1 protein-coding gene is annotated in these 22,220 nt (G+C 72.9%); it reads left to right on the plus strand.

Annotated elements, in window-relative coordinates:
- Positions 1–36 precede the first annotated feature (36 nt).
- Entirely contained in the window at positions 37–22,218 is a 22,182-nt protein-coding gene (locus LZG04_RS25755; protein ID WP_233821312.1) for a type I polyketide synthase, read from the plus strand.
- Positions 22,219–22,220 lie beyond the last annotated feature (2 nt).

The raw sequence follows: 22,220 nt of genomic DNA on the forward strand, positions 1-22,220 counted from the left end.
TCGCGAGCGGAAGAGGGTGACCCGATGGGTGGGGAAATGTCTCGCGCCGACGACGGGATCGCGATCGTCGGAATGTCCTGCCGGCTGCCCCAGGCACCCGATCCCGCGGCGTTCTGGCGGCTGCTGCGCGACGGCCGCGACGCGATCACCACCCCGCCACCCGGACGCGCGGGCGACCTGCCCGCCGGCTTCCTCGACCAGGTCGACGCCTTCGACGCGGCGTTCTTCGGCGTCTCACCCCGCGAGGCCGCCGCGATGGACCCGCAGCAGCGGCTGGTGCTGGAGCTGGCGTGGGAGGCCCTGGAGGACGCGCGGATCGTGCCGGGCACGCTCGCCGGCGGCCGCACCGGCGTGTTCATCGGCGCGACCTGGGACGACTACGCCACCCTGAGCCATCCCGGGCACGTCACCCCGCACACCATGACCGGCACGAACCGGGGCGTGATCGCCAACCGCGCCTCGCACTTCCTCGGCCTGCGCGGACCGAGCCTCACCGTGGACGCGGCGCAGTCGTCCGCGCTGGTCGCGGTGCACCTGGCGGTGCAGAGCCTGCGCCGGGGCGAGACCGCGCTCGCGCTGGCGGGCGGGGTGAACCTCAACCTCGCCGGGAGCCGCGAGACCAGCGGCGTCGAGTTCGGCGGGCTGTCCCCGGACGGTCGCAGCCGCACCTTCGACGCCCGCGCCAACGGGTTCGCCCGCGGCGAGGGCGGCGGCCTGGTCGTGCTCAAACCGCTGTCCCGGGCGCTGGCCGACGGCGACCCGGTGCACGCGGTGATCCTCGGCAGCGCGGTCAACAACGACGGGCCGACGCGCGGCCTCACCGTGCCGAGCCCGCGCGCGCAGGCCGAGGTCATCCGGGACGCCCTGGCCGGCGCGGGCGTCCGCCCCGACGACGTGCAGTACGTCGAGCTGCACGGCACCGGCACCCCGGTCGGCGACCCGGTGGAAGCCGCGGGCCTCGGCGCGGCGCACGCCGGGCGGACCACCGAGCTGCGGGTCGGCTCGGCCAAGACCAACGTCGGTCACCTGGAGGGCGCGGCGGGTGTCGTCGGCCTGCTCAAGGCCGTGCTCAGCATCCGCCACCGCGCCCTGCCGGCCACCCTCCACCACCTCACGCCCCACCCCGACATCCCGTGGGACGAGCTGAAGCTGCGGGTCCAGACCGAGCTGACCCCGTGGCCGCGCGCCGACCGACCGTTGATCGCGGGTGTGTCGGCCTTCGGCATGGGCGGCACGAACGCGCACGTCGTCGTCGCCCAACCGCCGCCGCGCGAACCGGTCGAGCCCGTGACCGAGTCCCGGACGACACCGTGGGTCCTGTCGGGCAAGACCGAGCAGGCGTTGCGCGCGCAGGCCAGGCGGCTGCACGACCACCTGGACGCACACCCCGACGTGACGCCGGCCGAGATCGGCCACGCGCTGGCCACCACGCGCACCCACTTCGCCCACCGCGCCGTGCTCCTCGGCCGACCGGCCTTCACCGCGCTCGCCGCCGGTCGCCCAGCACCCGACCTGGTCACCGGCCGTGCCGCCGACCCGGGGCGGACGGTGTTCGTGTTCCCTGGCCAGGGCGCGCAGTGGGTCGGCATGGGCCGCGAGCTGTACGCGGGCGAACCGGTGTTCCGCGACTCCGTCGACGCCTGCGCCGCCGCGCTCGCCCCCCACACCGACTGGTCGCTGGTCGACGCGCTGCACGGCGACGCGCTGGACCGGGTCGACGTGGTCCAGCCCGCGCTGTTCGCGGTGATGGTGTCGCTGGCCGCGCTGTGGCGCGCGCACGGCGTCGAACCGGACGCGGTGGTCGGCCATTCCCAAGGCGAAATCGCCGCCGCGCACGTGGCGGGCGCATTGTCGTTGGCCGACGCGGCCCGCGTGGTGGCATTGCGCAGCCGCGCCCTCGTCGCGTTGGCGGGCCAGGGCGGAATGATGTCCGTCACACTTCCGGTCGACGCGGCCGAGCAATTCATCTCACGGTGGGACGGCGTATTGACAGTTGCCGTTGTCAATGCGCCAGAAGCGGTGGTGGTGTCCGGTCCGCCGGACGCGCTGGCCGAGTTGTCGACGGCTTGCACGGCGGCCGGCATCCGGGCGCGCGCCATTCCGGTGGATTACGCCGCCCATTCGGCGCAGGTGTCCACGCTGCGCGCACGGCTGTTGGCCGACCTCGCCGAGGTGCACCCCCGGTCGGGTGAGGTGCCGTTCTACTCGGCGGTGACCGGCGGCCTGCTCGACACCGCCGTGCTCGACGCCGACTACTGGTACCGCAACCTGCGCGAGCCGGTCCGGTTCGACCTGGCCGCCGCCGCGCTGGCCGAGGCGGGTCACGACGTATTCGTCGAGGTCAGCCCACACCCGGTGCTGGTGCCGACGCTGGACGTCCCGCTCGCCACCGGCACCCTGCGCCGCGACCACGGTGGCCGGGAGGAGTTCCTGGGCGCGTTGGGTCGGGTGTTCGTGGCGGGCGGGCACGTCGACTTCACGCCCGCGTTCCCCGCCGGCGTGCGGCCGGTCGACCTGCCCACCTACGCGTTCCAGCGCCGTCCCTACTGGCTGGGCGACGTCACACCCGAGACCCCGACCCCGCTGACCGCCGACCCCGCCGAGCAGGTCACCGCCGCCATCGCGGCCGTGCTCGGGCACGCCGACGCCACCGACTTCGACGCCACGTCGACGTTCAAGGACCTGGGCTTCGACTCGGTCATGGGTGTCGCGCTGCGCGACCGCATCAACAACGCCCTCGGGCTGCGGCTGTCGTCCGGCCTGATCTACGACCACCCGACCCCGGCGGACCTGGTGGCGCACCTGCGTGACGGCGCGGTGGACGTGCCGGCGGTCGCGGCGGTGGTGGACGACGACCCGATCGTGATCGTCGGCATGGGTTGCCGGTTCCCCGGCGGTGTCACGTCGCCGGACGACCTGTGGCGGCTGGTCACCGCCGAGGTCGACGCGATCGGCGACTTCCCGGCCGACCGGGGCTGGGACCTGGGCCGGCTCCACGACCCGGAGCTGCGCAGCGGTGGCACGAGCGCCGTGGCCCGCGGCGGGTTCCTGGCGGACGCCGGCGGGTTCGACGCGGCCTTCTTCGGGATCTCGCCGCGTGAGGCGGTGGCGATGGACCCGCAGCAGCGGTTGGTGCTGGAGACGGCGTGGGAGACGTTCGAGCACGCGGGAGTCGACCCGACCTCGTTGCACGGCAGCCGCACCGGGGTGTTCACCGGCATCTGGTCGTCCGGGTACGCGGTCGGCACACCGGTGCCCGAGGACGTGGAGGGCTACCTGGTCACCGGCACGGCGACCAGCGTGACGTCCGGCCGCGTCGCCTACCACCTGGGGCTGCGCGGACCGGCGCTGTCGGTCGACACGGCGTGCTCGTCGTCGTTGGTGGCGATCCACTTGGCGGCGCAGGCGTTGCGTTCGGGGGAGTGCGACCTGGCGTTGGCGGGTGGCGTCACGGTCATGGCCACGCCGGTCATCTTCACCGAGTTCTCCCGCCAACGTGGGCTCGCCCCGGACGGCCGGTGCAAGCCGTTCTCCGCTGCCGCCGATGGCACGAGTTGGGGTGAGGGCGCGGGTTTGGTGTTGTTGGAGCGGCTGTCGGATGCGCGGCGCAATGGTCATCGGGTGTTGGCGGTGGTGGCTGGTTCGGCGGTGAACCAGGACGGCGCGTCGAACGGTCTCACTGCGCCGAATGGTCCGTCGCAGGAGCGGGTGATCTGGCAGGCTCTGGCGAACGCGGGTCTGTCGCCGTCCGATGTGGACGTGGTGGAGGCACATGGCACGGGTACGACGTTGGGCGATCCCATTGAGGCGCAGGCGTTGCTGGCGACTTATGGTCAGGGCCGGTCGGAGCCGTTGTGGTTGGGGTCGGTGAAGTCGAACATCGGGCACACGCAGGCGGCGGCGGGTGTCGCTGGTGTGATCAAGATGGTGATGGCGTTGCGGCACGGTGTGCTGCCGAAGACGCTGCACGTGGACGAGCCCACCCCGCACGTGGACTGGACGGCCGGCCACATCCGGCTGCTCACCGCGCCCGTTGCCTGGCCCGACACCGAACGGCCCCGACGCGCGGCCGTCTCGTCATTCGGGATCAGCGGCACGAACGCCCACCTCGTGCTCCAACAGTCCCCGGACGACGCCGTGACGGTCGACGGCGACGACCGGGCGGTGCCGTGGCTCGTGACCGCCAAGACCGAAGCGGCGCTGAACGCCCAGCTCGAACGGCTGCGCGGCTACGCGCTCACCCATCCGGACGTGTCGGCCGCCGCCATCGCCGGCGAACTGGCCACCCGCGCCCGGTTCCGCCACCGCACGGTGCTGGTCGGCGTGAACCGGTCCGACCTGCTCACCGCGCCACCGGCAGCCCCGCCGGCCACGACCGGCAAGTCGGTGTTCGTGTTCCCGGGTCAGGGTGCGCAGTGGGTGGGTATGGGTCGGGACTTGTACGTGTCGGAGCCGGTGTTCCGGGTTGCGGTGGATGAGTGTGAGCGGGCGTTGGCTCCGCATGTGGACTGGTCGTTGGTCGAGCTCTTAAACGGTGGTGGGTTGGACCGTGTGGATGTGGTTCAGCCTGCGTTGTTCGCGGTGATGGTGTCGTTGGCTGCGTTGTGGCGTTCGTACGGTGTCGAGCCGGATGCCGTGGTGGGGCATTCGCAGGGGGAGATCGCCGCTGCCTATGTTGCCGGGGCGCTATCGCTGGACGATGCGGCACGCGTGGTCGCTTTACGCAGCAGGGCGTTGGTGGCGATCAGTGGTCTGGGTGGGATGGTGTCGGTGTCGTTGCCGCCTGGGTCGGAGCTGTTGACGCGGTGGGGCGATCGGCTGACGGTCGCGGTGGTGAACTCGGCGTCGTCGGTGGTGGTGTCGGGTGAGCCGGGCGCGTTGGCCGAGTTGGTGGAGCTGTGCGAGCGGGAAGGTGTGCACGCTCGTCGGATCCCGGTGGACTACGCGGCGCACTCGGCCCAGGTCGAAGCGGTCCGCGAACGGCTGTTGACCGACCTGGCGGACATCACGCCGATGCCCGCTCAGGTGCCGTTCTACTCGACGGTGGACGAAGGTTTGGTCGAGACCGTCGATGCTGCTTACTGGTATCGGAACCTGCGTGAGCCGGTGCGGTTCGACCGGGCGACCGAAGCGTTGACGGCCGCCGGGCACGAGGTGTTCATCGAGGTCAGCCCGCACCCGGTGTTGGTGCCGACGCTGGACGTCCCGCTCGCCACCGGCACCCTGCGTCGTGACTACGGTGGTCGCGAAGAGTTCCTCACCGCGGCCGGGCGGGCGTTCGCCGCCGGGGTGGACGTCGACTGGACCTCCGCCCTGCCACCGGCCGGAGGCGCGGACCTGCCCACCTATGCCTTCCAGCACGAGCACTTCTGGCTGACACCGGTCGCGCCCGCCGCGGACCCGTGGCGGTACGAGGTCGCGTGGTCGCCCGTGACGCCCGGTTCGACGCCCACCGGCCGGTGGCTCGTGCTGCGGCCCGACGGCGAGCACCCGTGGGTCGACGTGGCCGTGCGGGCGTTGCGGGACGTCGGCGTGGAGGTGGTCGACGCGGTGGACGGGGTCGACGGCGTGCTGTCGTTCCTGGCGTTGGACGAGTCGCCGCACCCCGACCACCCGGCCGTGCCCGTCGGCCTGGCGCGGACGTTGGCGCTCTTGGCCGGTCTCGACGCGCCGCTGTGGTGCGTGACCAGCGGCGCGTTCGGCGAACGGCCGCGGCAGGCGTTGGTGTGGGGGATGGGCACGTCCGCCGCGCTGGAGTTCCCCGACCGGTGGGGCGGGCTCGTGGACGTCCCGACCACGCCGGACGCGGTGAGCGTGCGTCGGCTGCTCGCCGCCCTGGGCGGCCCGGAAGACCAGGTGTCGATCCGCACGGAAGGCGTGTTCGCCCGGAGGCTGCGCCGGGCCAAGGCGACCCCGCCCGTCCGGACGTGGCGGCCGGAAGGCACCACCTTGATCACGGGCGGTACGGGTGCGCTCGGTGCTCAGGTGGCCCGCTGGCTCGCCGGGCAGGGTGTCGAGCACCTGGTCCTGGTCAGCCGCAGCGGGCCGGACGCACCCGGCGCGTCCGAGCTGCACGCCGAACTGGCCGCCTCCGGCGCGCGGGTCACGGTGGCCGCGTGCGATGTGGCGGACCGGGCCGCGCTGGCGGCGTTGCTGGACGAGGTCGGCGAGGTCAGGTCGGTCTTCCACACGGCGGGTGTGATCGGGTCCGGCCGGTTGGCCGACGACGACCTGACCGGGTTCGCCGACGTGATCACGGCCAAGGTCGCCGGCGCGGCACACCTCGCCGAGCTGCTGCCCGACCTCGACGCGCTGGTGCTGTTCTCCTCCACGGCCGGTGTCTGGGGCGACGGGCACGGCGCGGCCTACGCGGCCGGCAACGCGTTCCTCGACGCCTTCGCCGCAGGGCACCGCGCCCAAGGCCGGGCGACCACGTCGGTGGCGTGGGGCATCTGGGCCGAGGGCGGCATCGCCGCGTTGGACTCGGTGCAGCGGCAACGCCGGTTGCTCGGCCTGGGTGAGCTGCCGTCCGAACGGGCGCTGGCCGCGTTGCGCGACGTGCTCGACCAGGACGTGCCCCATGCGGTGGTGACGCCGGTCGACTGGTCGCGGTTCGCGCCCGCCTACACGCGGCAGCGGCCCAGTCGACTGCTCGCTGACCTACCCGAAGCGCGGGTGCGCGAGGAACCGGTCGAGCATGCCGCCGTGCCCGGTGTCGACGTGCTCGAGGTGATCACGACCCACACGGCGGCCGTGCTGGGGCACGCCTCGCCGGAGGCGATCGACACCGGTCGGACGTTCAAGGACCTGGGCTTCGACTCGCTGACCGCCGTCGACCTGCGCGACCGCCTCACCACCGCGTTGGGCCGACGGCTGCCGTCCACGATCGTCTTCGACCACCCCACGCCGGAACGGCTCGCCGCCCACCTGCGCGGCGAGGGCACGCCGGCGACGACCACGGCGGCGGTCGCGGTCGACGACCCGATCGCCATCGTCGGCATGGGCTGCCGGTTCCCCGGCGGCGTCGAGTCGCCGGACGACCTGTGGCGGCTGGTGTCGGAGGGCGTGGACGCCATCGGCGTGTTCCCCGATGACCGGGGGTGGGAGCTGGACGGGCTGTTCGACCCCACGGCATCCAGGCCGCGCACGTCGTCCACCCGGCACGGCGGGTTCCTCGCCGATCCCGCCGGGTTCGACGCGGCGTTCTTCGGGATCTCGCCGCGTGAGGCGTTGGCGATGGACCCCCAGCAGCGGGTGCTGTTGGAGACGGCGTGGGAGGCGTTCGAGCACGCGGGCATCGATCCGACCTCGCTGCAAGGCAGTCAGACGGGCGTGTTCACCGGGATCTGGTCGACCGGATACGCCTCCGGGTCCGTGCCCGACGACCTGGAGGGCTACCAGGTCACCGGCACGGCGACCAGCATCGGCTCCGGCCGGCTGTCGTACCTGCTGGGGCTGGTCGGGCCCGCGTTGTCGCTGGACACCGGGTGCTCGTCGGCGCTGGTCGCCTTGCACCTGGCCGCGCAGGCGCTGCGGTCCGGGGAGTGCGACCTGGCGCTGGCCGGCGGCGTCACGGTCAACGCCACGCCGTCGTTGTTCACCGAGATGTCCCGGCAGGGCGCGAGCGCGCCGGACGGCCGCAGCAAGCCCTTCGCCGCTGCCGCCGACGGTGCCGGGTGGGCCGAGGGCGCGGGCCTGCTGCTGCTGGAACGCCTCTCCGACGCCCGCCGCAAGGGCCACCACGTGCTGGCCGTGGTGCGGGGGACCGCCGTCAACCAGGACGGCGCGTCGAACGGGTTGACCGCGCCGAACGGTCCGTCGCAGGAGCGGGTGATCCGGCAGGCTCTGGCGAACGCGGGGCTGTCGCCGTCCGATGTAGACGTGGTGGAGGCGCACGGCACGGGCACCACCTTGGGTGATCCGATCGAAGCGCAGGCGTTGTTGGCAACTTATGGTCAGGGCCGGTCGGAGCCGTTGTGGTTGGGTTCGGTGAAGTCGAACATCGGGCACACGCAGGCGGCGGCGGGTGTCGCTGGTGTGATCAAGATGGTGATGGCGTTGCGGCACGGTGTGCTGCCGAAGACGCTGCACGTGGACGAGCCTTCGCCGCACGTGGACTGGACGGCGGGGAACGTCCGACTGCTGACCGAGGCGATCACGTGGCCGGCCACCGATCGTCTGCGGCGAGCGGCCGTGTCGGCGTTCGGCATCAGCGGCACGAACGCGCACACGATCATCGAGCAGGCTCCGGAGGACGTGCGGCCGGCGGAGGGTGAGCAGCTGTGGCTGCTGTCGACCAAGACGCCGGAGGCGTTGCGGGACCAGGCGCGGAGGCTGCGGGACTTCGTGGCCGAACACCCCGCGGAGCACGCCGAGATCGGACGCGTGCTGGCCGGTCGGGCGCGTTTCGATCATCGTGCGGTGGTGTTGGAGCCGGCGGCTTTGGGTGCGTTGGTGGAGGGTCGTGAGCATCCGGGTTTGGTGACGGGCACGGCTTTGCCGTTGGGGCGGTCGGTGTTCGTGTTCCCGGGTCAGGGTGCGCAGTGGGTGGGTATGGGTCGGGACTTGTACGTCTCGGAGCCGGTGTTCCGGGAGGCGGTGGATGAGTGTGAGCGGGCGTTGGCTCCGTATGTGGACTGGTCGTTGGTCGAGGTTTTGAGTGGTGGTGGGTTGGACCGTGTGGATGTGGTTCAGCCTGCGTTGTTCGCGGTGATGGTGTCGTTGGCTGCGTTGTGGCGTTCGTACGGTGTCGAGCCGGATGCCGTGGTGGGGCATTCGCAGGGTGAGATCGCCGCTGCCTATGTTGCCGGGGCGCTATCGCTGGACGATGCGGCACGAGTGGTCGCCTTACGCAGCAAGGCGTTGATGGCGATCAGTGGTCTGGGTGGCATGGTGTCGGTGTCGTTGCCGCCCGGGTCGGAGCTGTTGACGCGGTGGGGTGATCGGCTGACGGTCGCGGTGGTGAACTCGGCGTCGTCGGTGGTGGTGTCGGGTGAGCCGGGCGCGTTGGCCGAGTTGGTGGAGCTGTGCGAGCGGGAAGGTGTGCACGCTCGTCGGATCCCGGTGGACTACGCGGCGCACTCGGCGCAGGTGGAGGCGGTCCGGGAGCGGTTGTTGGCCGACTTGGCGGACATCGCTCCGATGCCCGCGCGGGTGCCGTTCTACTCGACCGTGACCGAAGGTTTGGTCGAGACCGTCGATGCTGCTTACTGGTATCGGAACCTGCGTGAGCCGGTGCGGTTCGACCGGGCGACCGAAGCGTTGACGGCCGCCGGGCACGAGGTGTTCATCGAGGTCAGCCCACACCCCGTGTTGGTGCCGACGCTGGACGTCCCGCTCGCCACCGGCACCCTGCGCCGCGACCGGAGTGACTTCCGCGTCGCGCTGGCCACCCTCGTCGTCCACGGCTTCCCGTTGCCGAGACCGACCCCGGGTCGGATCGCCCTGCCCACCTACCCGTTCCAGCGCACGCGCTACTGGCTCACGCCGGGCGCGGCGGGCTCCACGTCGGGGCATCCGCTGGTGGACGGGTCCGTGATGCTGCCGGACGACCAGGGCGTCGTGCTGACCGGACGGCTGTCGACCCGCACGCACCCGTGGCTCGCCGACCACGCCGTCGGCGGCACGGTGCTGCTGCCCGGCACGGCGTTCCTGGAGCTGGCCGCCGAGGCCGGACGTGCCGTGGACCGCCCGGTGGTGGCGGATTTGGTGCTGCACGTGCCGCTGAACGTGACCGAACGGCCCGTGCACGTGCAGGTGTCCGTCGGCGCGCCGGACCACGAGGACCGCCGACCCGTCACCGTGCACTCGCGGGTCGACGGCGAGTGGGTCCGCCACGCCACCGGCGCGCTCGACCACGCCCAAGCCCCGGCCGGGGGCGCGTGGCAGCCGCAGGGCGAGCGGGTCGACCCGGACGGCTTCTACGACCACCTGACCGACCTCGGCTACGAGTACGGCCCCGCGTTCCGCGGCACGCGGGCGTTGTGGCGCGGCGAGGAGGACGTGTTCGCCGAGGTCCACGTGCCGGACGGCACGAGGTTCGGCCTGCACCCGGCCTTGCTGGACGCCGCTCTGCAACCGGTGATGCTGCTGCACCCGGACGACCGGCTCCGCCTGCCGTTCTCCTTCACGGGCGTCGCCGTGCACGCCACGGGCGTCTCGGCGGCCCGCGTCCACCTGGCGCGCAAGGGCCCGGACGCCTACACGGTCACCCTCACCGATCCGACCGGCGCACCGGTGGCGACGATCGACACGCTGACCGTGCGGACCGCCGCCGAACCCGCGCTGCTGCGCACCGCATGGGAACCACTGGCCGAGTCGACGCCGACGCCGGTCAGGCCGGCACCCCTCCTGACCGGGGCGGTGGACGCCGAGTCCGTGCACGCGCTCACCCGGCAGGCGCTCGCCGTCGTGCAGCGGTTCCTGGAGTCCGACGACCCGGCGCGCCTGGTGGTGCCGACCGGTGACGACCCGGCGGGCGCGGCGGTCCGCGCGCTGGTCCGCAGCGCCGCCGCCGAGCACCCCGGCCGGTTCGTGGCCGTGGAACTGGACCGGGACGCCACGGTGGAGCAGGCGCTCGACGCGGCGGCCGTGGCCGGCGACGAGGTCGAGCTGGCGGTCCGCGGTGGCGCGGTGCTGGTACCGCGGCAGGTGGCGTTCACGCCTCGGCCGTCGTCGGTCGACGGGTCCTGGCGGCTGGTCGAGTCGGGCACCGGCAGCCTGGACGACCTGGCGTTCGCCGAGGTGGCCGAGCGGCCGCTGGAGCCGGGCCAGGTGCGGCTCGGGGTGCGTGCGGCGGGGGTGAACTTCCGGGACGTGCTCATCGCGTTGGGGATGTACCCGGACGAAGCGGTGCTGGGCGGTGAAGCGGCCGGGACGGTCATCGAGGTCGGTCCTGGCGTCACGCGGTGGCAGGTCGGCGATCGGGTGCTCGGGTTGGCGTCCGGCACGTTCGGACCACGGGCCGTCGCCGACGCGCGGCTGCTCGCCCCGGTGCCGGACGGCTGGTCGTTCGCCCAGGCCGCAGCCGTGCCGGTGGCGTTCCTGACCGCGTGGCACGGTCTGGTGGACCTGGGTCGCGTGGAGCCGGGTGACCGGGTGTTGATCCACGCCGGTGCGGGCGGGGTGGGCACGGCCGGGATCCAGCTGGCCCGGCATCTGGGCGCGGAGGTGTTCGCCACGGCGAGCCCCGGCAAGTGGGACGTGCTGCGTGACCTGGGCTTGGCCGAGGACCACATCGCGTCGTCGCGGACGCTGGAGTTCGAGCAGCGGTTCCCGCGCGTGGACGTGGTGCTGAACTCGTTGGCCGGCGAGTTCACCGACGCGTCGCTGCGCTCGCTCGCGCCGGGCGGCCGGTTCGTGGAGATGGGCAAGACCGACGTCCGCCGCCCGCAAGGCGTCGACTACCGGGCGTTCGACCTCAACGACGTCGACCTCGCGCACCTGGGTGACGTGCTGGCCGAGGTGCTGCGGCTGTTCGCGGACGGCGTGCTCCGGCTGCCACCCGTCGCCACGCACGACGTGCGACGGGCCGCGGACGCGTTCCGGCTGATGAGCCGGGCGGGCCACGTCGGCAAGCTGGTGCTCACCGTGCCGCGCCTCGGCGACGGCACGGTGTTGATCACCGGCGGCACGGGGACGCTCGGCCGGGCGTTGGCCGCGCACCTGGTCTCGCGGCACGGCGTGCGGCGGCTGGTGCTGGCGAGCCGCGGTGGTGGCGAGGTGCCCGAGCTGGACGCGGACGTGCGCGTGGTCGCGTGCGACGTGGCCGATCGGGGGCAGGTCGCCGAGCTGGTCGCGTCGATCCCGGACCTGGCGGTCGTCGTGCACGCGGCCGGTGTGCTGGACGACGCGGTGGTGCAGGGCCTCACCCCCGACCAGTTGGACCGCGTGCTGCGGCCCAAGGTCGACGGGGCCTGGCACCTGCACGAGCTCACCACCGACCTCGACGCGTTCGTGCTGTTCTCCGCCGCCGCGGGCGTCCTGGGCACCGCCGGACAGGCCAACTACGCCGCCGCCAACTCCTACCTCGACGCCCTGGCCCGGCACCGGCACGCGCTCGGCCTGCCCGCGGCGTCCCTGGCCTGGGGCTACTGGGCCGAGTCGTCCGGCATGACCGCGCACCTCACCGCGACCGACAAGGAGCGCTTCACCCGCGCCGGCATCGCGCCGATGACCACCGAGCACGCGTTGGCGCTGTTCGACGCCGCCCTCGCCAGCGGGCACCCCGCCGTGACCACCGCGCACCTCACCACCCGCACACCCCGCGCACTGCCACCGCCCACCTCGCCCGACACCGATCTGCTGTCCCTGATCACCACTCACACGACGGCCGTGCTCGGGCACACCGACGGGTCGGCGATCAGGCCCCGGCTCGCGTTCCGCGACCTCGGGTTCGACTCGCTGACCGCCGTGGAGCTGCGCAACCGGCTCGCCACGGCCACCGGCCTGCGCCTGCCCGCGACCGTCGTCTTCGACCACCCGACACCAGAGGACTTGGCCGAACACCTGCGCCTCGAACTGGCGGGCACGCGTGCCGAGGTGGCCGCGCCGGTCGTGCGGGCGGTGGACGACGACCCGATCGTGATCGTGGGCATGGGGTGTCGGCTGCCGGGTGGCGTCGGGTCGCCGGACGACCTGTGGCGCCTGGTGACGGACGGCGTGGACGCCATCACGGACTTCCCGACCGACCGCGGCTGGGACTTGGACCGGCTCTACCACCCGGACCCCGACCACCCCGGCACCACCTACACCCGTCGCGGCGGGTTCCTGTCCGACGTGGCCGGGTTCGACGCCGACTTCTTCGGGATCTCGCCGCGCGAAGCGTTGGCGATGGACCCCCAGCAACGGGTGCTGCTGGAGACCGCCTGGGAGACCATCGAGCACGCGGGGATCGACCCGACGTCGTTGCGGGGCAGCCAGACGGGCGTGTTCACCGGGCTGTGGTCCTCCGGGTACGGGGGCGTGGTCGAGCAGGCTCCGCGTGACGCCGAGGGGTACCTGGCGACCGGCATCTCACCCAGCGTCACGTCCGGTCGCGTGGCCTACCTGCTCGGGTTGCGCGGTCAGGCGCTGTCGGTGGACTCCGCGTGCTCGTCGTCGTTGGTGGCGGTGCACCTGGCGGCGCAGGCGTTGCGGTCGGGGGAGTGCGACCTGGCGTTGGCCGGCGGTGTGACGGTGATCGTGAACCCGTTGGGTTTCACCGAGTTCTCCCGTCAACGCGGGCTGGCGGCTGACGGTCGGTGCAAGCCGTTCTCCGCTGCCGCCGATGGCACGAGTTGGGGTGAGGGCGCGGGTTTGGTGTTGTTGGAGCGGCTGTCGGATGCGCGGCGCAATGGTCATCGGGTGTTGGCGGTGGTGGCTGGTTCGGCGGTGAACCAGGATGGTGCGTCGAACGGGCTCACTGCGCCGAACGGTCCGTCGCAGGAGCGGGTGATCCGGCAGGCTCTGGCGAACGCGGGGCTGTCGCCGTCCGATGTGGACGTGGTGGAGGCGCACGGCACGGGTACGACGTTGGGTGACCCCATTGAGGCACAGGCGTTGCTGGCGACTTATGGTCAGGGCCGGTCGGGGCCGTTGTGGTTGGGGTCGGTGAAGTCGAACATCGGGCACACGCAGGCGGCGGCGGGTGTCGCTGGTGTGATCAAGATGGTGCTGGCCCTCCAGCACGGCCGGCTGCCCAAGACGCTGCACGTGGACGAGCCCACCCCGCACGTGGACTGGGAGGCCGGTGCCGTGCGGCTGCTGACGGACACCGTGCCGTGGCCGGAGACGGGACGTCCGCGCCGGGCCGGTGTGTCGTCGTTCGGCGTCAGCGGCACGAATGCGCACGTGATCATCGAACAGGCTCCGCGGACCGCGTCGGGATCGGGTCAGGACGTCGGTACCGCGCCGTGGGTGGTCACGGCCAAGTCCGAGCGGGCGTTGCGCGACCAGGCACGCAGGCTGAGCCGGGTGACCGGTGACGCTGCCGCGGTGGCTGGTGTGCTGGCCGGTCGGGCGCGTTTCGATCATCGTGCGGTGGTGTTGGAGCCGGCGGCTTTGGGTGCGTTGGTGGAGGGTCGTGAGCATCCGGGTTTGGTGACGGGCACGGCGTCGGCGTTGGGGCGGTCGGTGTTCGTGTTCCCGGGTCAGGGTGCGCAGTGGGTGGGTATGGGTCGGGATCTGTACGTCTCGGAGCCGGTGTTCCGGGAGGCGGTGGATGAGTGTGAGCGGGCGTTGGCTCCGTATGTGGACTGGTCGTTGGTCGAGGTTTTGAGTGGTGGTGGGTTGGGCCGTGTGGATGTGGTTCAGCCTGCGTTGTTCGCGGTGATGGTGTCGTTGGCTGCGTTGTGGCGTTCGTATGGTGTCGAGCCGGATGCCGTGGTGGGGCATTCGCAGGGGGAGATCGCTGCTGCCCATGTTGCCGGGGCGCTATCGCTGGACGATGCGGCACGAGTGGTCGCCTTACGCAGCAAGGCGTTGATGGCGATCAGTGGTCTGGGTGGCATGGTGTCGGTGTCGTTGCCGCAGGACGCGGAGTTGCTGTCGCGGTGGGGTGACCGGCTGACGGTCGCGGTGGTCAACTCGGCGTCCTCGGTGGTGGTGTCCGGCGAACCGGCGGCGCTGGCCGAACTCGTGGCCGCCTGCGAGGCCGACGGTGTCCGCGCACGGGTCCTCCCGGTCGATTATGCGGCCCACTCGGCGCAGGTGGAGGCGGTCCGGGAGCGGTTGTTGGCCGAGCTGGCGGACATCGCTCCGATGCCCGCGCGGGTGCCGTTCTACTCGACGGTGGACGAAGGTTTGGTCGAGACCGTTGATGCTGCTTACTGGTATCGGAACCTGCGTGAGCCGGTGCGGTTCGACCGGGCCGTGGAGGCGTTGACGGTCGCCGGGCACGAGGTGTTCATCGAGGTCAGCCCGCACCCCGTGTTGGTGCCGACGCTGGACGTCCCGCTCGCCACCGGCACCTTGCGCCGTGACGGAGCCGACTTCGCCGCCGCTGCGGCACGGGTGTTCGTCGCGGGTGTGGACGTCGACTGGCCGCGGCCCGCCGCCGGTCACGTCGACGTGCCGACCTACCCGTTCCAGCACGAGCGCTACTGGCTGGAGCCCGTGCCGGGGCCCGCCGACGTGACGGCGGCCGGTCTCGACGCGACCGACCACCCGCTGCTCGGCGCGGCCGTGGAGTTGGCCGCGGGTGACGGCGTGGTGCTCACCGGGAGGCTGTCGGTCGCCACCCACCCGTGGCTGGCCGACCACGCGATCCACGGTTCGGTGCTGCTGCCCGGCACCGGGTTCGTGGAACTGGCCCTGCGGGCGGGAGCCCAGGTCGGCCGGCACGTGCTGGACGAGCTGTTGCTGGAAGCGCCGATGGTGCTGCCAGCGCGGGACGCCGTGCTGGTCCAAGTGGTGGTCTACGGTACCGCGGTCACGATCCACTCCCGGCTCGACGGCGGCTGGGTGCGGCACGCCACCGGCACGTTCGGCGTCGACATGCCGGCGACACGTGCGCTGGACTGGCCGTCGGCGGCGGAACCGGTCGACCTCACCGGCTTCTACGACGACCTCGCGGCGCGCGGCTACGAGTACGGTCCGGCGTTCGAAGGCGTCCGGTCGGTGCGGCGGCACGGTGACGATCTGTACGCCGAGGTCACCTCGGGCGACCCGGCCGGGTTCGGGGTGCACCCCGCGTTGCTCGACGCCGCGTTGCAGCCGCTCACGCTGGTCGCGGCGGGGCGGGTGCCGTTCTCGTTCGCCGGGGTCGCCGTGCTGAGGACGGGCGTGTCGGCGGCACGGGTCCGCCTCACCCCGACCGGGCCCGACACCTACCGGGTGCTGCTCGCCACCGAGGCCGGCGAGCCCGTGGCGGTCGTGGACGCGCTGACCGTGCGACCGATGACGGCGGACTTCCAGACCCGCGACAACCGGGTGTTCCGGCTCGACTGGATCCCGGCCACCCCGGTGTGGGAAGACGCCGTCGTGCACCACGTGCGCAGCGCGCCCGGCGCGGACCCGGTCGAGGCCGCGCACGCCGTGGTGGCGGAGACCCTGACCGTCGTCCAGGACTTCCTGCGCACCTCCGACGACGGCAAGCTGGCGGTCGTCACGCGTGGGGCGGCCGGCCCGGGTGAGGTGACCGATCTCCCGGCGGCCGCGGTGTGGGGGCTGGTGCGGGCCGCCGAGGCCGAGCACCCCGGCCGGTTCGCGCTGGTCGACGTCGACCACGACGGCGAGGTCCGGATCCCGGCCGACGAGTTCCAGGTGGCGGTCCGCGGCGACCGGGTGTTCGCGCCCCGCCTCGACCGGGTGCCCGGGACGCCCCGAGCGCTCGACCTCGACGGCACCGTGCTGATCACCGGCGGCACGGGCACGCTGGGCCTGCTGGTGGCCCGGCACCTGGTCGCCCGGCACGGCGTGCGGCGGCTCGTGCTGCTCAGCCGTCGTGGCGGCGAGGTGGAGATCGAGGGCGCGGACGTGCGCGTGGTCGCGTGCGACGTGACCGACCGGGCGGCGCTGGCGGACGTGCTCGCCACGATCGACGACCTGTGCGCCGTCGTGCACGCGGCCGGTGTGCTGGACGACGCCGTGGTGACGTCCTTGACGCCGGAACGCCTGCACGACGTGCTGCGGCCCAAGGTGGACGCCGCGTGGCACCTGCACGAGCTGACGCGCGACCTGAAGGCGTTCGTGCTGTTCTCTTCCGCGGCCGGGGTGCTCGGCGGCGCGGGCCAGGGCAACTACGCCGCCGCCAACGCCTTCCTCGACGCCCTGGCCACCCACCGGCACGCGTCGGGGCTCGCGGCCGTGTCGCTGGCGTGGGGTCAGTGGGCGCGGGCCAGCGGGTTGACCGGCCACCTCACCGAGGCCGACCAGGGCCGGCTGGCGCGGTCGGGGATCGTGCCGATGTCGACCGAGCAGGCGCTGGCGCTGTTCGACGCGGCCCTGTCCGACGGTGCGCCGGCGCTGGTGCCCGCACGGCTCGACCTCGCCGCGCCGTCGTTGCGCGGGCTGACGCACCGGCCGCGCCGGATCGCCGACACCGACCTGGCCCGACGGCTCGCGTCCCTGCCCGAGGCAGACCAGCACGCCGTCGTGCTCGACCTCGTCCGCACGCACACCGCCGTGGTGCTGGGGCGCACGGACGGCGTGGCCGCGGGCCGGGCGTTCAAAGACCTCGGGTTCGACTCGCTGACCGCCGTGGAGCTGCGCAACCGGCTGGCCGCGGCGCTGGGCGTGAAGCTGCCGGCCACGGTGACGTTCGACCACCCGACACCGTCCGCGCTCGCGACGCACCTGCGGGAACTCCTGCTCGGCCGGGAACGCCCGGTTGACGAGCCGGTCGCCGTCACCGGCACCGACGACCCGGTCGTGGTCGTCGGGACGGGGTGCCGGTTCCCCGGCGGGGTCGGTTCGGCGGCGGAGCTGTGGCGGCTGGTCGCCGACGGTGTCGATGCCATCGGTGACTTCCCGTCCGATCGCGGGTGGGACCTGGACCGGCTCGGTGACCCGGCGGGTGGGCCCGGCACGACTTACACGCGGTCGGGCGGGTTCCTGGCGGACGTGGGTGGGTTCGACGCGGCGTTCTTCGGGATCTCGCCGCGTGAGGCGCTGGCCATGGACCCGCAGCAGCGAGTGCTGTTGGAGACGGCGTGGGAGACGTTCGAGCACGCCGGCATCGATCCCACGTCGTTGCACGGCAGTCGCACCGGGGTCTTCACCGGCATCTGGTCGTCCGGGTACGGCGGCGGCGCGCAGCCGGCCGACCTGGAGGGCTACCTCGCCACCGGTACGGCGACCAGCGTGACGTCCGGGCGGGTGTCGTACCTGTTGGGGTTGGAGGGTCCGGCGGTGTCGGTGGACACGGCGTGTTCGTCGTCGTTGGTGGCGATCCACTTGGCGGCGCAGGCGTTGCGTTCGGGGGAGTGCGACCTGGCGTTGGCCGGTGGTGTCACGGTGATGGTCACCCCGTCCGGGTTCGTGGAGTTCTCGCGGCAGCGCGGCTTGGCGGCGGACGGGCGGATCAAGTCGTTCGCCGACGCGGCCGATGGCACGAGCTGGTCGGAAGGTGCCGGGCTGGTGTTGCTGGAACGGCTGTCGGACGCGCGTCGGCACGGTCATCAGGTGTTGGCGGTGGTGCGGGGGTCGGCGGTGAACCAGGACGGTGCGTCGAACGGGTTGACCGCGCCGAACGGTCCGTCGCAGGAGCGGGTGATCCGGCAGGCTCTCGCGAACGCGGGTCTGTCGCCGTCCGATGTGGACGCGGTGGAAGCGCATGGCACGGGTACGACGTTGGGTGATCCGATCGAGGCGCAGGCGTTGTTGGCGACTTATGGTCAGGGCCGGTCGGGGCCGTTGTGGTTGGGGTCGGTGAAGTCGAACATCGGGCACGCGCAGGCGGCGGCGGGCATCGCGGGCGTGCTCAAGATGATCATGGCGATGCGGCACGGCTCCTTACCGCGCACGCTGCACGTCGACCGGCCGACCACGCACGTCGACTGGGAGTCGGGCGATGTCCGGCTGCTCACCGAGACCACGCCCTGGCCCGCCGTCGACCGACCGCGCCGGGCCGGTGTGTCGTCGTTCGGGATCAGCGGCACCAACGCCCACGTGATCCTCGAACACGTGCCCGCCGAGCCGGTGACCGTCACCGATCACGTGCCGTGGCTGTTGTCCGGGAAGTCGCCGGAGGCGGTGCGGGCGCAGGCACGGCGGCTGCGGCCGTTCGCGGACGACCCGGCGGCGGGCTCGGTGCTGGCGACGAGGGCCCGGTTCGCGTATCGCGTCGCGTTGACCGACCCGGCCAGTCTGGCGGCCGATCTCGACGCCGTGGCACGCGGGGACGCGCCCATCGGTGAGGCGAGGGCCGGCAAGACGGCGTTCGTGTTCTCCGGGCAGGGGTCGCAGTGGCGGGGGATGGGTGAGCGGTTGGCGGCGGCGTACCCGGTGTTCGCCTCGACGTTGGAGGAGGTGTGCGGGCGGCTCGGGTTGGCGTTGTGGGAGGTCGACCTCGACCAGACGCGGCATACGCAGGCGGCGTTGTTCGCGGTCGAGGTCGCGCTGTACCGATTGGTGGAGTCGTTGGGCGTGCGGCCCGATTATCTGGTGGGTCATTCGGTGGGAGAGATCGCCGCCGCGCACGTGTCGGGTGTGTTGTGCCTTGAGGACGCTTGCACGTTGGTGTCGGCGCGGGGCCGGTTGATGCAGGAGCTGCCGCCGGGCGGGGCGATGGTGTCGATCCGGGCCTCGTCGGCGGAGGTGGCGGAGACGTTGCCCGAGGGGGTGTCGATCGCGGCCGTCAACGGGCCCGAGGCGGTGGTGGTGTCCGGTGACGTGGACGCGGTGCTGGAGGTGGCGGACCTGTGGGAGGCGTTGGGTCACGAGACGCGGCGGCTTCCGGTGAGTCATGCGTTCCACTCCGCGCACATGGATCCGATGTTGGCCGAGTTCTCGCGGGTCGTGGAAGGGCTGTCGTTCGGTTGTCCACAGATCCCGATTGTGTCGACGGTTTTGTCGGACGTTTCGAGTAGCGTTGACAACAGGGATCCCCTGGGCGGGTACCCCTCCGCAGGCACAGCGTTCGACGCCGGGTATTGGGTGCGGCAGGTGCGGGAGCCGGTGCGGTTCGCGGAGGCCGTGGACTGGTTGCGCGCCAACGGTGTGACGACGTTCCTGGAGGTCGGGCCGCATCCCACGTTGGTGCCGAACGGGGTGATGCGCCGGGACGACGACTCGCCGCAACGGCTGCTCGCCGCGCTCGGCAAGCTGTGGGTGGAAGGCGCGGAGTGGAGCTTGCCCACCGCGCACGGCGAGTTGCCGCCGTACGCGTTCCAGCGCGAGCGGTTCTGGTTGGTGCCCGGTGCGGCGGCCGACGTCACCGGTGCCGGGCTGGACGCGGTCGACCACCCGTTGCTGGGTGCGGTGGTGGAGTTGCCCGACGGCCAGGGCGTGGTGCTGACCGGGCAGTTGTCCCCGGCCGCCCAGCCGTGGCTCGCCGAGCACACCGTGCTCGGGCAGGTGATGCTGCCGGGGGCGGCGTTCGTGGAGCTGGCGTTGCGGGCGGGCAGGCACGTGGACCGCCCGGTGGTCGAGGAGTTGACGCTGGAGACGCCGTTGGTGCTCACCGGACCGGTCGACGTGCGGGTGACGGTCGGTGGCACGGACGGGACCGTCGCGATCCACTCCCGGTCGGGTGGCGACTGGGTGCGCCACGCCACGGGCGTGCTCGACGCGGCCGCCGCACCTCCCACGCCGTGGCGCGAGCCGCGCACCGAACCCGTCGACCTCGACGGCTTCTACGACTCGCTGGCCGATGCCGGGTTCGAGTACGGGCCGACGTTCCAAGGGCTGCGGGCCGTCCGGCGGCACGGCGACGACCTCTACGCCGACGTCCACCTGCCCGCCGACGGCGACCGGTTCGCCCTGCACCCGGCCCTGCTCGACGCCGTGCTCCAGGCCGTCACGGTCGCCGACGACCGGCCCAAGGTGCCGTTCACGTTCACCGGCGTCGCGGTCTGGGCGACCGGCCGCACCACGGTCCGGGCAAAGCTGACCGCCACCGGACCCGAGACCTACCGCGTCAGCCTGACCGGTCCGGCCGGCGAGCCGATCGCCGCCGTCGAGCGGTTGACCCTGCGCGTGCCGCCCGCCGCGCCCCGGCCGCACCACCTCTACCGCCTCGCCTGGCACCCGACCGCCGTCGAACCGGCACAGCGCGACGACCGGATCCACCACGCCACCGACCCGCTGGAGACGCTGGACGTGGTGCGGGAGTTCCTGTCCACCGAGGAGACCTCTCGGCTGGTGGTGGTGACCCGGGGCGCGGTGTCCGTGCGGGGCGAGGACGTGACCGACCTGCGCGCCGCCGCCGTGTGGGGCCTGGTGCGGTCCGCCTCCCTCGAACACCCCGGGCGGTTCGCCCTGGTCGACACCGACGGGCCACTGCCCGCCCTCGGTGACGAGCCGCAGGTGGCCGTCCGGGACGGCGAACCGCACGTGCCCCGCCTCGACCGCGCCGACGTCACGCCGCTGCCGTCCACGCTCAGCCCGGACGGCACGGTGCTCATCACCGGCGGCACGGGCGTGCTCGGCGCGGCGATCGCCCGCCACCTGGTCGCCCACCACGGCGTCACGCGGTTGGTCCTGGCCAGTCGGCGCGGGCCGGCCGCGCCCGGTGCCGCGGACCTGGTGGCGGAGCTGGCCGGGGCCGAAGTCGCCGTGGTCGCGTGCGACGTGGGCGACCGCGAGGCCGTGGCCCGCCTCCTGGCCGAGCATCCCGTCACCTCCGTCGTGCACGCGGCCGGCGTGCTGGACGACGCCGTGGTCCAGTCGCTGGACGCCGAGCGGTTCGCCGAGGTCTGGCGGCCCAAGGCGGACGCCGCGCTGCACCTGCACGAGCTGACGCGAGACCTGGAGGCGTTCGTGCTGTTCTCCTCGGTGGCGGGCGTGCTCGGGGGACCGGGGCAGGCCAACTACGCCGCCGCGAACGCGTTCCTCGACGCCCTCGCCACCCACCGGCACGCCCACGGCCTGCCCGCTGTGTCGCTCGCCTGGGGTCAGTGGGCGCAGGACAGCGGCATGACGGGCAAGCTCACCGACGTCGACCGGCGCAGGATGGCCAAGGCGGGCGTGCTGCCGCTGGCGACAGACGAGGCGCTGGCCCTGTTCGACGCCGCCCTCACCGCGGGCGAACCCGTGCTGGCCCCGGTCCGGTTCACCGCCGAGCCCGCCGGCCGCCGTCCACGACCGGAACCGGCGCACGACGTGCTCGACCTGGTCCGGCGAGCGGTCGCCCAGGTCCTCGGCCACGCGTCCACCGACGCGGTCGGGCCCGAGCGGGCGTTCGCCGACCTCGGCTTCGACTCGCTGACCGCCGTGGAGCTGCGCAACCACCTCGACGCGGCCACCGGGCTGCGCCTGCCCGCCACGCTCACGTTCGACCACCCGACCCCGGCCCGGCTGGCCGAGCACCTGCGCGAACGGCTGGCGGTCACCGCGCCCGACCCGCTGCTGGCCGAGCTCGACCAGCTCAAGTCCACCTTGGACCGGGTCGAGCACGCCGACCACGACGCCGTGGCCGCACGGCTGGAAGCGCTGCTGGCCTCGTGGACCGCCAAACGCGCCCAGCCCGAGGACGACCTGGACGACGCCACCGACAGCGAGCTGTTCAGCATCCTCGACGACGAGCACCGCCGCACCCAGGTCATCCGATCGGGCGAGTACCGGACCGCGGGGGAGTAGCC

The sequence above is a fragment of the Saccharothrix sp. S26 genome, assembly GCF_021390395.1.
Taxonomy (GTDB): domain Bacteria; phylum Actinomycetota; class Actinomycetes; order Mycobacteriales; family Pseudonocardiaceae; genus Actinosynnema.

What these genes read in the sequence shown, in the direction of transcription:
- LZG04_RS25755 (WP_233821312.1), top strand. Translation starts at nt 37, where the DNA reads ATGTCTCGCGCCGACGACGGGATCGCGATCGTCGGAATGTCCTGCCGG.